Raw genomic sequence first — 16,212 nt, forward strand, 5'->3', positions numbered from 1 at the left:
TTACAATTTGTAAACATCTCGTAAATATGTTTAATAAAACATTCACAATTAACATACTATTTAAACTGACAAGGGCTAATAAATCGTAACATACTTCTATAGCCCTTGCAATAAATTTTACAAAACTTTCACAAAGTTCTGAATTGTTTCTAACGCTCGATTGGCATGCTGTAAATTTCTTTCCTGCTTACCTTTTATCTTCACTGGCAGTTCTGGAAATAAACCAAAGTTTGCGTTCATTGGCTGAAAATTATCAGGGTTGGCTGTTGTAATATAACGTGCCATGCTGCCAATTGCTGTCTCGGCAGGAAACTCAACTGTCTCCTCCCCGATTGCTAACCGAGCCGCATTAATTCCAGCAATTAAGCCGCTTGCAGCCGATTCAACATAGCCTTCTACCCCTGTCATTTGACCTGCGAAAAATAAATCTTCACGATTCCGGAATTGATAGGTAGCCTTTAGAACCTTAGGTGAATTAATAAACGTATTTCGATGCATAACACCATAGCGTACGATTTCAGCATTTTCGAGACCTGGGATTAGGCGGATAACTTCCTTTTGTGCCCCCCACTTTAAATGTGTCTGAAAACCAACAATATTGAAAAGCGTCCCGGCAGCATCGTCTTGTCGAAGTTGGACCACTGCAAATGGTCTCTTTCCTGTTTTCGGATCTTCAAGTCCAACAGGCTTTAACGGACCAAATAGCATCGTCTTCTTCCCTCTAGACGCCATTACTTCGATTGGCATACAGCCCTCAAAAAAGACTTCTTTTTCAAATTCCTTTGTAGGAGCAGTCTCTGCTGTGGTAAGGGCCTCATAGAAGGTATTAAATTCTTCTTCTGTCATCGGACAATTCAGATATGCGGCTTCCCCCTTATCATATCGTGATTTTAAATAAACCTTGTCCATATTAATGCTGTCTTTTTCTAAGATTGGTGCTGCAGCGTCATAAAAGTAAAGATAGTCTTCTCCCGTTAAACCCTTTAATTGGCCTGATAGGGCTTCACTCGTAAGAGGGCCTGTTGCAATAACGGTTGGACCTTCAGGAATCTCGGTCACCTCTTCATTGATTACCATTACATTTTCATGATTTTTCACCATCTCTGTTACTTTTGCGGCAAACTCATGACGGTCTACTGCCAATGCTCCCCCAGCTGGGACCGAACATGCATCAGCAGCGGCGATAATTACCGAATCAAGTTTTCTCATTTCTTCTTTTAATACTCCGACAGCATTTGTTAAGGTATTGGCCCTTAGTGAATTACTGCAGACTAACTCGGCAAATTTATCAGTATGGTGCGCAGGTGTCTGCTTAACTGGACGCATTTCATACAATCTTACTTTTACTCCGCGTTTAGCTATCTGCCAAGCCGCTTCACTTCCAGCTAGGCCAGCGCCAATCACATTTATCGTTACATCTTTCAAATAAGTACCTCCTCAATTTCCTTCAATATTTATACTAGTAACCATTTTGGATTAAAAAGTACTATAAATATACCTTGCCCTCATGATAAGTCCATCTTGCATTGTACTATACGATTGAGGAACAAAAAAGTTTTTTGTTTTTGTAAATAAACTTAAAAGCACCTTCAATACAGTAGACAGACAAAAGAAGCCAATTAGGAAGGCTGCTTTTTATCAAACTAACGAACGGAATATGAAAGATATGGGATCTGGCACATTTGTCGGTATGGGGCTATATGCGGACAATTATCATGGCCAACGACCTTGATCTATCCGCATGACTGCTTCATGAGGATAACTATTACTGCAATCAGCCTTCATCTGTCCTGACCGCTTCATGAGGACAACTATTACTGCAATCAGCCTTCACCTGTCCTCATGATTGCTTCATGAGGACAACTTTTACCACAATTAGCCTTCATCTGTCCTCATGACCGCTTCATGAGGACAATTATTACTGCAATCAGCCTCCACCTGTCCTCATGACCGCTTCATAAGTACAACTATTACCGAAATCGGCCTTCATCTGTCCTCATACCACTTAGTTGGACAAAAAGGAACCCAATCAAGTACCAAAACAAAAGAGTGGGTTTCCCCCACTCTCAGCTTTGCGGCTCTTCCTTATAATCACAATTAACACACTGTACTTGAACACCTTTTTTTAATTTCTTTTCAACTAGCAAGCCTTCACATTTCGGACAGGGTCTCGGAAGCGGCTTATCCCATGAGATAAATTCACATGAAGGATAATTCGTACAGCCGTAAAACAATCTTCTTTTTTTACTTTTCCTTTCGATAATCTGTCCTTCTTTACAGTTTGGACACGTTACACCGATCTCTTTTACAATCGGCTTTGTATTCCGGCAATCAGGAAAATTACTGCACGCCATGAATTTTCCGTAACGGCCCATTTTGAATACCATTGGGCTGCCACAGTTTTCGCAATCCTCACCTGCGGGCTCATCTTTAATCTCGACGGATTGCATTTCTTTTTCTGCCTTTTCTAGATGGACCTCGAAATCCCGGTAAAACTCATCTATAACCTGGACCCATTTGACTTTACCTTCTTCGACATTATCTAAGCCCTGCTCCATTTTGGCCGTAAATTCTACATCGAGTATCTCTGGAAAAAACTCGACCATTAATTCGTGAACAATTTCGCCGAGTTCTGTTGGAACAAAACGTTTATTATCCAATGCGACATAGCCCCGCTTTTGAATCGTATCCAAAGTTGGTGCATACGTTGATGGACGGCCGATCCCCAGCTCTTCTAGGGCTTTTACAAGCCGAGCTTCTGTATAACGCGGCGGCGGCTGAGTGAAATGCTGTTTTGGATCGATATCCTTCTTAAATACCTCATCGCCTTCTTTAAGGTCTGGCAGCATTTTATTCGGACCATCCACTTGGTCATCCGTGCCTTCCACATAGACCTTCATAAAGCCTGGGAATTTAATTTTAGAGCCAGTGGCTCGGAAGATCACATTGCCATTTTGCAGATCAACACTCATAGTATCCATAACAGCCTGTGCCATTTGACTGGCAAGGAACCGCTCCCAAATCAGCTTGTATAATCGGAGCTGGTCACGGGAGAGATATTCTTTTAAACTGCTCGGGTCTCGTAAGGTACTTGTCGGGCGGATTGCTTCATGGGCATCCTGTGCATTCGTTTGCTTTTTTTCTTTTCTTTGGTCATTCTTCAAATACTCTTCACCGAATTCTGCTTTGATATAGCTGGCCGCCTCAGCTTGAGCTATTTCGGATATTCGCGTTGAGTCAGTTCTCATATAAGTAATAAGACCAACAGTACCTTCCTTGCCGAGCTCAATCCCTTCATACAGCTGTTGAGCGAGCATCATCGTTTTCTTGGCACGGAAGTTTAATTTTCTTGCTGCTTCCTGCTGAAGTGAGGAAGTAATAAAAGGCGGTGCAGGATTTCTGCGGCGTTCTTTCTTGCTTACAGAGATGACTTTGAATTTATTACCCTTCATCTCTTTTAAGACCGCTTGAACATCCGCTTCGGACTTCAGTTCATTTTTTTCATGCCCTGCTAAAGAGTGGTAGGCCCCGCTAAACTGGTCCTTGCCCTTTAAGAACTCTCCTTCAATCGTCCAATATTCTTCGGGATTAAAATCTTTGATTTCCTTTTCACGATCGATAATTAACCGGACGGCCACTGATTGAACTCTACCAGCACTTAACCCCTTTTTCACCTTTTTCCAAAATAGCGGACTGATATTGTATCCGACAAGTCTGTCTAATATCCTCCGAGCCTGCTGGGCATCGACAAGATCCATATTAATGGGACGTGGATGCTTGAAAGATTCCTTGATTGCATCTTTGGTGATTTCATTAAAAACGACTCGGCAATCAGAATGGACATCTACGTCTAAACTATGTGCTAAATGCCAGGCAATTGCTTCCCCTTCGCGATCCGGGTCAGCTGCGAGATAGACTTTTTTCGCCTTTTTGGCCGCTGTTTTTAAATCCTTTAATACCGGGCCCTTCCCACGAATGGTAATATATTTTGGTTCATAACTATTTTCAACATTTACTCCCATTTGACTGCGCGGCAAATCGCGGACATGTCCCATCGAAGCTTTTACTTTATACTTATTTCCTAAATAGCGTTCTATTGTTTTCGCTTTTGCAGGCGATTCAACAATTACTAGAAATTCTGCTGCCATTCAACATCCTCCTTAAGAGGGAAAGTGTAAAAGCGCCTTGAATACGGCAAAAGCCTGATTCTAAGATGCTTACTATTTGAGAAGTTTTCCTAAAATCCAGTTTTTACACATTTAACCGGAGAAAATACTTTACAAAACTGCCTTATCCCAAAATTTTTAAACTATATGGTAATTATCATAGTATTTAACATTTTTTATTCTATTCATTTTTTAAAAAAATTGATGTATTTATTTGTATTTTAACATCTGTTGGAAAATGTATAACATAATAGAAATTTTTGCAACCTTTTTTAGGTAATTTCTCCATTTAATTAAAAATACCTGCTTAAAGGGCAATTTTATCGGTGAGTTTCTTAACTACTGGATTTAGCGGTATACTTTAACTCTTCCAAGATATCTTTTGCATTTATAACCAGTTTTGCGCCTTGCTGGATTAATTCATTAGCACCTTCAGAACAAGGATTAAAAATGCTTCCAGGCAATGAAAATACATCTCTTCCTTCATGGACAGCATAGTTAGCGGTGATCAGCGACCCACTTTTCCGCTTTGCTTCTATAATAAACGTTCCAGCGGATAAACCGCTAATAATTCGATTGCGTGCTGGAAACTGCCATCTAAGCGGCTTGGTATCAGGGGGATACTCCGAGAGGACTAGCTGCGTTTGCATCATTTTAACAGCGAGAGGCATATTATCTTTTGGATAGATATGGTAAAGGCCTCCAGCAATAACGCCAATCGTCCTACCCCCTAGCTTTAAGGTCTCTTCATGGGCTAGGGCATCTATCCCGGTTGCCAGTCCGCTGACAATCAGAATATCCTGATTAATCAAGTCAGGAAAAATGTGCCGGATCGCCTTTTTACCGTATGGTGTTGCCTGACGAGATCCAACCACCGCAAGCTTCGGGTCTTTTTCTAATAGGGAAGTATCACCCTTTGCGTATAAGGCCCATGGTGGTTGATAGATTTCTTTTAAAACACGGGGATACTCTTTATCAAAAATCGTGATGACTTCAATATCATTGGTTTTATATTGCCGGATTTGTTCGTGAATGCTGTCAGAAGAAAAGGCAGTAAATGACGAGGAGTCGTGGGGAATGGTTGAGTAAAGTGGATTTGAAGGAATAGTTGAAACGGGTGCGCGGTAAACGGACTGGAGAGAAGGATCTTTTTTCAACATCTGAAAGACGGTATTCCAGGAGATATTGGGGTAATGCAGTAAATGAATAAATTTTTCTTTAAACTCATCCATAATAATAAACCTCCATTATATTATTTTATCATAAATAGCCCCTCAAAATATGAGGGACTATCTGTTAAAACCTTAGTGGGTCTTACACTTTTCGTAAAGACCTTGTTCTTTTAATACTTCAATTAAAGTTTCACCCATAACAGACGGGGTATCAGCAACTTTAATACCGCATTCGTTCATGATACGGATCTTTTCATCAGCTGTACCTTTCCCACCTGAAATGATGGCACCCGCATGGCCCATTCTTTTTCCAGGAGGTGCTGTACGACCGCCGATGAAGCCGACAACAGGCTTAGTCATGTTCGCTTTTACCCATTCAGCTGCTTCTTCTTCTGCCGTACCGCCAATCTCACCAATCATAATAACAGCATAAGTTTCTGGATCTTCATTAAATGCTTTTAAAACATCAATGAAGTTGGTGCCATTTACTGGGTCTCCGCCGATTCCAACTGCTGTCGTTTGACCGATACCAGCTTGTGTTAATTGATGAACAGCCTCATATGTTAAGGTACCAGAACGGGAAACAACACCGACATGGCCTTTTGTATGAATATATCCAGGCATAATTCCAATTTTACATTCATCAGCTGTAATAACACCAGGGCAGTTTGGACCAACTAAACGGGTCTTTTTGCCTTCCATGTAACGCTTGACCTTTACCATGTCTAATACTGGAATATGCTCTGTAATACAAATAACTAGATCTAGTTCAGCATCAACCGCTTCAATAATAGAGTCGGCTGCAAATGGAGCTGGAACATAGATAACAGAAGCATTAGCACCTGTCGCGTCAACCGCATCTCTAACCGTGTTAAAAACAGGTACTCCTTCGACTTCTTGACCGGCCTTACCTGGTGATGTACCGCCGACAATTTTCGTACCGTATTCAAGCATTTGTTTTGTATGGAAACGGGCAGTTCCGCCTGTAATACCTTGAACAATAACCTTTGTATCTTTATTAATAAAAACGCTCACGTGAATTCCCCTTTCTTTCGATCCTATTTGACTAATGAAACGATTTTTTGTGCACCGTCAGCCATGGATTCAGCAGCAATAATTTCAACGCTTGACTCAGCAAGAATTTTCTTACCTAAGTCAACATTTGTTCCTTCTAATCGAACAACAAGCGGAACCGATAGTCCAACCTGCTTAGCTGCTTCCACAACACCTTCAGCAATGACGTCACACTTCATGATTCCACCAAAGATATTAACAAAAATACCTTTTACATTTGGATCTGAAAGGATAATTTTGAATGCTTCTGTAACTTTCTCAGCAGTTGCACCGCCCCCAACATCAAGGAAGTTGGCCGGATCGCCGCCGTAATGCTTAATAATATCCATAGTGGACATCGCTAGTCCTGCGCCATTTACCATACAGCCGATATTTCCATCTAAAGCAACATAGCTTAAATCGTATTTAGATGCTTCGATTTCCTTTGCATCTTCTTCTTCTAAGTCACGATACGCCAAGACATCTTTTTGACGATATAGTGCATTCGAATCAAAGTTTAATTTAGCATCTAATGCCATTACCTTGCCGTCACCTGTCACTACTAACGGGTTAATTTCGGCAATTGAGCAATCTTTCTCAATATAAGCATTATATAAGCCCATCATGAACTTAACCGCTTGATTGACTAATTCGTTTGGAATATTAATATTAAAGGCAATGCGACGTGCCTGGTATGGCTGTAAGCCAATAGCCGGGTCGATTTCCTCTTTAAATATTTTCTCCGGTGTGTTCGCTGCTACTTCTTCAATTTCAGTACCACCTTCTTCAGATGCCATTAAAACGACACGTGAAGTGGAGCGGTCTAATACTAAACCAACATAGTATTCTTTTTTAATGTCGCAGCCTTCTTCAATTAGGAGGCGTTTTACTTCTTTACCCTCAGGACCAGTTTGGTGTGTGACTAGGGTTTTTCCGAGGATTTCATTTGCATATGTACGAACCTCATCAAGGTTTTTCGCCACTTTTACTCCACCGGCTTTTCCCCGTCCGCCTGCATGGATTTGCGCTTTTACTACACATACCTGTGTACCTAGTTCTTTAGCAGCTTCTACTGCTTCTTCAACCGTGAATGCCACTTTTCCGTTTGGAACAGATACCCCAAATTGCTTGAGGATCTCTTTTCCTTGATACTCATGGATATTCATTTCCCATCCTCCTATCAAACTCTTCAAAAAATTGACTCCGTTTTCATTTTATATAATGATACAAACCTTGTCTACCTTTTCGTACTAAAATTATATTCATCTTTAAAATATTCTGAAAAGTGGTGGAGAAAGAAACCGATTTCATAGGGTTTTCAATACTTTTCATTTTTTTTTACGATAATAAAAAAAACAGGCCGGAACCTGTTATTAGTTTAAATTATTATGTTGATATAGTCCTTTACTGGTGCAAAACTTTTTCGATGGTACGGAGTGATGCCGTACTGTTTGATGGCTTGAAGATGCTCCTTTGTCCCATAACCCATGTTTTGTTGAAACCCATAGACAGGATAGCTTAACGATAGTTCTTTCATTAACGTGTCCCTTGCTACCTTTGCAACAATGGAAGCCGCCGCTATCGAGATGCTTTTGGCATCGCCTTTAATGATCGATTCTGCCGGATAAGGGGTTTCAAGCTTCATCGCATCAATCAGTAAAAAATCAGGCTTTGGCTCAAGGGAGACAATAGCTGCATACATAGCCTTCTTAGTGGCTTCATAAATATTAATCTCATCAATTTCCTCGGCATGAACCATCGCCACACTGTACGCGATTGCTTCTTTTTTAATAATGGCAGCGAATTCCTGCCGCTTTTTTTCAGTCAGTTTCTTCGAATCATCAATCCCAGCTAAGAAAAAGTCCTCAGGTAAAATCACCGCGGCGGTAACGACTGGACCCGCGAGCGGTCCCCTGCCCACCTCATCCACACCGGCAATAAAATTAAAGCCTTGTGCACGGATTTTTCGTTCAAATTGATTCATCTCATCGAACTTTTCTTGGAGGAGTTTTTCTTGCTCCCGCTGTTTTTTCCATTTGGCCAAGCATTGTTGGACACCTTTTCGCTCATCGTTTTCGAGTTCAATAATAAAAGAATCTGTATCTTCTAAAATAGCAGCCAGCTTTTCTTCTATTTGGGCAATTGAAAGTTTCTTCATATGTAGTCACCTTGTCTATAAATTGAAAGGCTGTGTTATACTTGAATGTTGATTTCCGCATCAGGCGCGAGCGGTTCGCGGGCGGTCCGGGGAGCCTCCTCGGCGCTTAAGCACCTGCGGGGTCTCCCCAGTTCCGTACTCCCGCAGGAGTCTTCACGCCTTACGCTCCAATCAACATTGCTCAAAAACAACAAAAGCTTTTACACAGCCAATTAAAAAAATCAAGCCCTCCAAAGGAGAGCTTATTTTTTGTTTTCCACGGGTTCTGGAATATCTTTTGGGCTTTCGAAAGTGAGCGGACCAAATTTTTCTGATCGAACTTCTCTGACTACTAATTCAGCTACTTTATCGTAGTCAACCATTCCTCCGCCCATTAAACAGCCCCTAATCGTGCCAATATGGTCGAATAATGCTACAACATCCTCCGGTATCTCTGTGAGCTTGAAGCGTTCTTTTAACCGTGCTGGATAGGTCTTTTCTAAAAAACGCAGCGAATAAACCGTCAAGTCCTGCAGATTTAATAAAGTATCCTTGATCGCCCCTGTAATCGCCAGTTTCATACCGACTTCCTGGTCCTCAAATTTAGGCCATAAGATTCCAGGTGTGTCGAGCAGCTCCAGTTCTTTTCCTACTTTTATCCACTGCTGAGCCTTGGTTACACCCGGAGTATTACCCGTTTTTGCAATATTTTTCTTGGCGAGACGGTTGATCAGCGTGGACTTGCCCGCATTTGGAATTCCTACAATCATCGCACGAATGGCACGTGGTTTTACACCTCTTGCCTTTAGCCGATCAAATTTTTCTTTTAGAATTTCGTTTGAGGCCTGGACGATATTTTTCATTCCTTCGCCTGCTTGAGAATTAATCGCCAGAGCTTTAATTCCCTTTTCAGCAAAGTAGGCAATCCACTCTCGGGTAACTTCTTTATCGGCCATATCAGCCTTATTTAATAAGACTAGCCTTGGTTTATGCTGGATAATTTCATCTATCATTGGATTCCTTGAGGAATAGGGAATTCTTGCATCCACCAATTCAAAAATAATATCAACTAGCTTTAATTTTTCCGTGACCTCTCTGCGAGCCTTAGCCATATGACCCGGAAACCATTGGATCGTCAAAGCGCCACCTCCTTTTTAATGCTTAAACTATTGCCCTTTAACGGTCACAAAGTGGGCATCCTTTAAAGGCCAGTAGACAACACTGGTTTTCCCGATTACTTTACTAAGCGGAACTGTTCCAATTTGTCTAGAATCCTTACTGAAGCGGCGATTATCCCCCATTACAAACAATTCACCCTTTGGTACTGTTTTACGGCCAATTTCTTCTTGCAATGTGAAGGAACCCGTTAGCGGTCCATCTTCTGCTTTGTTCTTATATTCATCTAAATATGGCTCTTTATACGCTTTTCCATTTATATAAAGGATATCATCCTTATACTCAAGTGTATCACCTGGAAGACCAATAACACGCTTTATGTAATCCTTTCCTTCCGGTGCGTGAAAAACGATAATATCGAATCGCTTAGGCGCTCCGATTTCGTAGCTGAATTTATTCACAATCATCCTGTCTTGGTCTTTTAATGTCGGCATCATGGAAAGCCCGTCCACTACGATTGGAGCAAAAAGAAAATATCGAATGACTGCAGCAAGTGCCACCGCAATCAATAAAGCTTTCGTCCATTCCCACAATTCATTTTTCTTTTTTGTCATTCAATTCCCCACCAATCACTATTAAAAAATGTCTTATAAAGCCTATTTTACATAAGTTAAACCTATTTATCACGATGGGATGATTTTTTTAACCAAACTTTAATAATTTATTATAAAACAGCCTGCGGTGAAACAATTCGATAAATATCATTTACCATGAAATTAAATGTTATGTATAAAAAAAGAGCCTGCCCGAGCAAGCCCTTTTCTTTTCGTATTATCGAATCTCTTTAATTCTAGCTTTTTTACCACGAAGATTACGCAAGTAGTAAAGCTTAGCACGGCGAACTTTACCGCGGCGAATTACTTCAAGCTTCGCAATTTTTGGTGTGTGTACTGGGAAAGTACGTTCAACGCCTACTCCGTAAGAAACTTTACGTACTGTAAAAGTTTCGCTAATTCCACCACCACGACGCTTAATCACAACACCTTCGAATAACTGAATACGCTCACGAGTACCCTCGATAACTTTAACGTGTACACGTACAGTGTCACCAGGACGGAACGCAGGAAGATCAGAACGAAGTTGTTCTTTTGTGATTTCTTGGATTAATTTATGCATCGTTTTTTCAACTCCTTCCAACAGATGCTCTTACATAACCTTTTTCCTTGTTTCATGCAGCGGAACATCGTTATAAGACTACGGCTGAAAAAAGATCAGCTCGCAAGTCACAAGAAGTATCATAACATAATTATATCGCGCCTGCAATATTACTCGTAATCTTTTTTTACTTCTTTTAACCATTTTTCCTGTTCTTTTGTCAGTTCGATTTTATCTAACAAATCAGGTCTTCGTACAAGCGTCCGTCGTAATGCCTCTTTATTGCGCCATTCTTCGATAAGTTTATGATTGCCTGAAATTAGAACATCTGGAACCTTCAATCCCCGAAAATCAGCGGGTCTTGTATAGTGAGGGTGTTCGAGTAAGCCGGTACTAAATGAGTCCTTCTGGTGTGATTCCACGTTCCCTAGTACTTCTGGCAGCAAGCGGACAACACTATCCACCACCACCATTGCGCCAAGTTCCCCCCCAGTCAGGACATAATCACCAATCGATATTTCGTCCGTTACGACATGCTCTCTGATCCGTTCATCATAGCCCTCATAATGTCCGCAAATGAAGATTAAGTGCTCTTCTTTAGCCAATTCCTCCGCTTTTCGCTGTTCATAACGCTCTCCTTGCGGGCAAAGCAGGATTACCCTTGGATTATTACTTTTTGCTTGTTCTCGAAGAGAAGCAACAGCGTCAAAAATCGGCTGCGGTTTTAGGACCATGCCGGCCCCGCCGCCATATGGATAATCATCGACAGTGGAGTGTTTGTTATCCGCGAAATCACGAAAATTCACAACATTATACTGAACCGCAGATTTTTCAGCCGCTTTTTGTAAAATAGAATGGCCAAAGACTCCGGAGAACATCTCCGGAAATAATGTCAGAATATCGATTTGCATCATGAAAGTAACCCTTCCATTGGATCAATAATGATGACTTGTTCATTTACATCTACTTTCTTTACTACGTCATGGATATAAGGAATTAGGATTTCTTTGCCGCCCTTTCCTTTAACCACCCAAACGTCATTTGCTCCTGGTGAAAGGATCTCGACCACTTTTCCGATTTCCTCTCCCTTGGTAGTTGCCACAAGGCAGCCGATAATTTCATGATAATAGAACTCGTCTTCTTCCAATTCCCCGAGTTGTGCTTCAGGTACCTTTAAAATCCCATCTCTAAATTTCTCTACCTCATTAATGTTATTGTATCCTTCAAAAGTCAGTAACTCGAAATTCTTATGTGTCCGATGGCTTTTTACCGTCAGTTCAATCGGTGTTTTCGAGTTTGGCATAAATAAATAGAGAACATTGCCAGCTTTGTAGCGTTTTTCTGGGAAATCTGTTTTAGATATTACCCGCACTTCTCCTTTAATACCTTGTGTATTAACGATTTTACCAACATTAAACCATTTTTCCATATTACGTCACCTTCTATTTAATTTCCTTAATAATTCCGTCCTCGATAATGATTGTCGATTGTGCAATCCTCTCGTCCCAACGATCACCAACATTTACTTCAACGAGTGCCTGAACTTCTCTTTCCTGTATTTCACTTCCTAATGGTAGGTTATGTAATTGTTCCATTTCAAACTCAAGAAGCTTGATTTTTTCTTTACGCATTTGAATTTCTGCTTCAAATTTTTTCTTTAGTGTTTCAGGAGAAAAGGTTTTTGTTTTTTCCAATCGCTTTAGCTCGAATAAAAGCTGATCACATTCCTTTTTCAGCTGCAGCATTCTTCCATGGAACTTTTCATAAAGCTGTTCCTTGCTTTTCACCGTTAATACTTGCTTCACCACCACAGTTTGAATCAGCTGCACAAAGATCCGCCTCCCTATGTTCTATTGAACTTTGAGAATGTCAGCTACGGCGCCTAGAGGCAATAGGATTAAGCCCCTCTGCAAGGCGCCTTCGCTTATCTGTTTTCTGGTAGCAAAAAAGGGAGGAATGAATCCCTCCCTTTTATCTAGATGCAAAAAGCTATTCACCAATTTCTAGAAAAATTTTCTTTTGTTGTGATGATCCTGCTGCATAAACAACAGTTCTAATGGCCTTTGCAACACGCCCCTGTTTGCCGATCACTTTCCCCATATCCGTTTTATTAACGGACAATTGATAAGTAACACGGCTTTCATCTTCTAAGACAACCACATGGACATCTTCAGGAAAATCAACAAGAGGCTTAACAATCGTCTCAATTAATTGTTTCATAATGCTTTAAGCAATTACTTGTTTAATTTTGCATTATGGAATTTTTCCATGATGCCTTGGTTTGAGAAAAGGTTACGAACTGTATCAGATGGCTTCGCACCATCTTTTAACCATTTAAGAGCCAATTCTTCGTTGATGTCAACTTTAGCTGGTTCTGCAACTGGATTGTAAGTTCCAACGATTTCAATGTAACGTCCATCACGTGGTGAACGAGAATCTGCTACAACAATACGATAGAAAGGAGTTTTCTTAGCTCCCATACGCTTTAAACGAATTTTTACTGCCATTTTAAATAAGCACCTCCGAATAGTTTCACACAAGATAGTATAATATCAATTCTTTTATAGTTTGTAAAGTGTTTTTTCTTTACAATCATTATTACCAATTTTTTTCAGCTTAAAACTTAAAAGGAAACTTAAATCCGCCCTTTTTCTTGCCTTTTAGCTGCATACCGGACATTTGCTTCATCATTTTCTTCATGTCCTCAAATTGCTTTAAAAGACGGTTAATTTCAGTTACTGGACGTCCGCTTCCCTTGGAAATTCTCCGCTTGCGGCTGGAATTTAGAATTTCCGGATTATTTTTCTCATGCTTAGTCATCGATTGGATAATTGCTTCGACATGGGCAATTTGCTTTTCATCAATTTGAATATTATTCAAACCTTTAATTTTTGTTAGCACCGGGCATCATCTTTAACAATTCATCCAGTGGACCTAAGTTTCGAACTTGGCCAAGCTGATCTAAAAAGTCTTCGAGTGTAAACGAAGCCGTGCGCATTTTCTGCTCTAACTCTTTTGCCTTTTGTTCATCCACATTCGCTTGTGCCTTTTCAATCAGTGTGAGCACATCACCCATGCCTAAGATTCTCGAAGCCATTCGATCAGGATGAAATGGCTCTAGTGCATCCATTTTTTCACCAAGACCGACAAATTTAATCGGTGTCTGAGTGACTGCCCGAATAGACAAGGCAGCCCCGCCTCGGGTATCGCCATCAAGCTTCGTTAGGACTACCCCTGTTAAGCCAAGCTGTTCATTAAAGCTTTGAGCCACATTGACCGCATCCTGCCCGGTCATTGCATCGACAACAAGGAAGATTTCGTCCGGTTTGGTTAGTTCTTTAATGTCCTTCAGCTCGTCCATTAAAGCCTCGTCCACATGGAGACGTCCGGCGGTATCAATCAGAACATAATCATGATGATCTTCTTTTGCTTTTGCAATTGCTTGCTTAGCAATTTCGACAGGACTCACTTGGTCACCAAGCGAGAATACAGGCATATCCAATTGTTTCCCCAGGGTTTGAAGCTGCTTGATCGCCGCAGGCCGATAAATATCTGCTGCAACCAGCAAAGGGTTACGGTTATACTTTTTACGAAGTAACAGCGACAGCTTTCCCGTTGTCGTTGTTTTACCAGCACCTTGCAGCCCGACCATCATAATAACCGTCGGTGGACGATTAGAAACAGCAATCTTGCTTTGCTCGCCCCCCATTAACTCAGTTAGTTCTTCGTTAACGATTTTAATGATTTGCTGCCCTGGAGTTAAACTCTTGAGGACCTCTTGTCCTACAGACCGCTCACTGACTTTTTTGACAAAATCTTTGACAACCTTAAAGTTAACGTCTGCTTCCAGTAAAGCAAGACGCACTTCACGCATCATTTCTTTGACGTCCGCTTCCGAGACCTTTCCTTTTCCGCGGATTTTTTGGATCGTATTTTGCAGTCGGTCGGCTAATCCTTCAAATGCCATTCATGCCGCCTCCTAATCTAATTTCTCAAGCTCATTAACCATTTTTAATAATGCTTCTTTTAATGGGTTCTCCTCATTAAGCAGCTCTTTCATGTCCCTGACCAGTCTCGAACGCTCTTGAAATTTCTGAAGTAATAACAGCTTTTCCTCATACTCCTCGAGCATTGCTTCAGTCCGTTTAATATTATCATAAACAGCTTGCCTGCTTACGTCATACTCTTCAGCAATTTCTCCCAGAGAGTAATCATCTAAATAATAGAGAGACATGTAGCTTTGTTGCTTTGGAGTTAACAGCGAATAGTAGAAATCATAAAGATAATTCATTCGCGTTGTCTTTTCAAGCATCATGCCAGTACCCTCCAATACTATTGTTAAGTGAAAAGCCTTTACGAAAGTAGTTTACAGGCTCCTGTCATATCTGTCAAGATAATACCTTTACAAGCTATTCTGTTTTTTCTACTTGATCAGCAAATAGTCCATAGACATATTTTTCAGCATCAAATTCTTGCAGATCGTCCATTTTTTCACCGAGACCGACAAATTTGACAGGGATATTTAATTCATTGCGAATCGCTAGAACAATCCCGCCCTTCGCTGTACCATCTAATTTAGACAGGACAATCCCGCTGACATTTGTTACTTCTTTAAACGTTTTTGCCTGGATGAGTGCATTCTGACCAGTTGTTGCATCAAGTACTAGAATTACTTCATGCGGGGCACCAGGTATCTCGCGTTCAATAACCCGTTTTACTTTTTCTAACTCTTTCATTAAATTTACTTTGTTTTGCAGACGGCCTGCTGTATCACACAATAAAATATCCGCATGCCGTGATTTAGCCGCTTGAATGGCATCATACATAACAGCGGCCGGGTCGGATCCTTCTGCCTGCTTAATGACTTCCACTCCAACTCTTTCGCCCCATACCTCAAGCTGTTCAATCGCACCGGCACGGAAGGTGTCACCTGCTGCCATCAGCACTTTCTTACCTTCACTCTTGAACTTATGACCGAGCTTACCAATCGTAGTTGTTTTTCCAACTCCATTAACACCAACAAATAATATGACGGTTAAACCATCCTGCTGAATGTTTAATTTTGAGGATTGTTCTTCACCTGCATTATAAATGTCAACCAGCTTCTCGGAGATGACACTTTGCACCTCTTGCGGATCTTGAATGTTACGCCGCTTTACTTCCAATTTGAGCTCATCGATTAACTGCATGACGGTATCGAAACCCACATCCGCCTGAATGAGAATTTCCTCTAGTTCTTCAAAAAAATCTTCATCGACTTTACGGTACCTCGCTACCAAATCATTTACTTTTCCGGAAAAATTATCTCGTGTTTTGGTTAAGCCTTCCTTAAACTTTTCCGTTACTGAATCCGTAGATTTTGAGATTTTTTCTTTTAATTTTTTAAAAAAACTCATCTCTTCACTTCCTTCAC

General features: G+C 40.9%; 16 protein-coding genes and 1 pseudogene. All 17 read right to left on the reverse strand.

The window, feature by feature from the left end; translation table 11 throughout:
* Positions 1 to 117 precede the first annotated feature (117 nt).
* The 17 genes and pseudogenes from trmFO to ftsY all read right to left on the reverse strand — a co-directional run bounded on the left by trmFO (position 118) and on the right by ftsY (position 16,195).
* Complete coding sequence (gene trmFO / locus ACZ9EE_RS07675) at positions 118 to 1,425, reverse strand: FADH(2)-oxidizing methylenetetrahydrofolate--tRNA-(uracil(54)-C(5))-methyltransferase TrmFO (RefSeq protein ID WP_476026048.1); 1,308 nt, start codon at positions 1,423 to 1,425, stop codon at positions 118 to 120.
* Positions 1,426 to 2,066: 641 nt separating this feature from the next.
* Positions 2,067 to 4,148, reverse strand: a complete 2,082-nt coding sequence (gene topA, locus ACZ9EE_RS07680; protein WP_476026049.1) for a type I DNA topoisomerase — start codon at positions 4,146 to 4,148, stop codon at positions 2,067 to 2,069.
* Positions 4,149 to 4,501: 353 nt separating this feature from the next.
* Positions 4,502 to 5,398, reverse strand: coding sequence for a DNA-processing protein DprA (dprA, locus tag ACZ9EE_RS07685; protein ID WP_476026050.1), 897 nt, complete (start codon positions 5,396 to 5,398; stop codon positions 4,502 to 4,504).
* A gap of 72 nt (positions 5,399 to 5,470) precedes the next feature.
* The gene (gene sucD / locus ACZ9EE_RS07690) at positions 5,471 to 6,373 is read right to left on the reverse strand and encodes a succinate--CoA ligase subunit alpha (RefSeq protein ID WP_476026051.1); all 903 of its coding nucleotides are present in this window, start codon (positions 6,371 to 6,373) and stop codon (positions 5,471 to 5,473) included.
* Positions 6,374 to 6,396: 23 nt separating this feature from the next.
* Positions 6,397 to 7,557, reverse strand: a complete 1,161-nt coding sequence (gene sucC, locus ACZ9EE_RS07695) for an ADP-forming succinate--CoA ligase subunit beta (RefSeq protein WP_476026052.1) — start codon at positions 7,555 to 7,557, stop codon at positions 6,397 to 6,399.
* Positions 7,558 to 7,769: 212 nt separating this feature from the next.
* Positions 7,770 to 8,549 carry a ribonuclease HII gene (locus tag ACZ9EE_RS07700; protein WP_476026053.1) on the reverse strand — a complete coding sequence of 260 codons (780 nt, stop codon included), beginning with the start codon at positions 8,547 to 8,549 and terminating at the stop codon, positions 7,770 to 7,772.
* A gap of 242 nt (positions 8,550 to 8,791) precedes the next feature.
* Entirely contained in the window at positions 8,792 to 9,667 is an 876-nt protein-coding gene (gene ylqF / locus ACZ9EE_RS07705) for a ribosome biogenesis GTPase YlqF (protein WP_476026054.1), read from the reverse strand.
* Positions 9,668 to 9,694: 27 nt separating this feature from the next.
* The gene (lepB, locus tag ACZ9EE_RS07710; RefSeq protein ID WP_476026055.1) at positions 9,695 to 10,258 is read right to left on the reverse strand and encodes a signal peptidase I; all 564 of its coding nucleotides are present in this window, start codon (positions 10,256 to 10,258) and stop codon (positions 9,695 to 9,697) included.
* Positions 10,259 to 10,475: 217 nt separating this feature from the next.
* Entirely contained in the window at positions 10,476 to 10,820 is a 345-nt protein-coding gene (rplS, locus tag ACZ9EE_RS07715) for a 50S ribosomal protein L19 (RefSeq protein ID WP_476032890.1), read from the reverse strand.
* A gap of 149 nt (positions 10,821 to 10,969) precedes the next feature.
* Positions 10,970 to 11,710 (reverse strand): tRNA (guanosine(37)-N1)-methyltransferase TrmD, encoded by a 741-nt coding sequence (gene trmD, locus ACZ9EE_RS07720; RefSeq protein WP_476032892.1) that lies wholly within the window; start codon positions 11,708 to 11,710, stop codon positions 10,970 to 10,972.
* Positions 11,710 to 12,228 (reverse strand): ribosome maturation factor RimM, encoded by a 519-nt coding sequence (gene rimM, locus ACZ9EE_RS07725; protein WP_476026056.1) that lies wholly within the window; start codon positions 12,226 to 12,228, stop codon positions 11,710 to 11,712. The genes trmD and rimM overlap by 1 nt, the downstream gene beginning before the upstream one ends.
* Before the next feature lie 13 nt (positions 12,229 to 12,241).
* A complete protein-coding gene (locus tag ACZ9EE_RS07730; RefSeq protein ID WP_476026057.1) occupies positions 12,242 to 12,628 on the reverse strand; it encodes a YlqD family protein in 387 nt (128 codons plus the stop codon).
* A gap of 160 nt (positions 12,629 to 12,788) precedes the next feature.
* Entirely contained in the window at positions 12,789 to 13,019 is a 231-nt protein-coding gene (locus ACZ9EE_RS07735; RefSeq protein WP_476026058.1) for a KH domain-containing protein, read from the reverse strand.
* A gap of 14 nt (positions 13,020 to 13,033) precedes the next feature.
* Complete coding sequence (gene rpsP / locus ACZ9EE_RS07740) at positions 13,034 to 13,306, reverse strand: 30S ribosomal protein S16 (protein WP_215040762.1); 273 nt, start codon at positions 13,304 to 13,306, stop codon at positions 13,034 to 13,036.
* Between the two features lie 109 nt (positions 13,307 to 13,415).
* Positions 13,416 to 14,766 (reverse strand): annotated as a pseudogene (ffh, locus tag ACZ9EE_RS07745) (signal recognition particle protein).
* Positions 14,767 to 14,778: 12 nt separating this feature from the next.
* Positions 14,779 to 15,111 (reverse strand): putative DNA-binding protein, encoded by a 333-nt coding sequence (locus ACZ9EE_RS07750; protein WP_476032894.1) that lies wholly within the window; start codon positions 15,109 to 15,111, stop codon positions 14,779 to 14,781.
* 97 nt (positions 15,112 to 15,208) lie between these two features.
* The gene (ftsY, locus tag ACZ9EE_RS07755; protein ID WP_476026059.1) at positions 15,209 to 16,195 is read right to left on the reverse strand and encodes a signal recognition particle-docking protein FtsY; all 987 of its coding nucleotides are present in this window, start codon (positions 16,193 to 16,195) and stop codon (positions 15,209 to 15,211) included.
* Positions 16,196 to 16,212: the final 17 nt, after the last annotated feature.

The sequence above is a fragment of the Bacillus sp. URHA0034 genome (assembly GCF_056280405.1).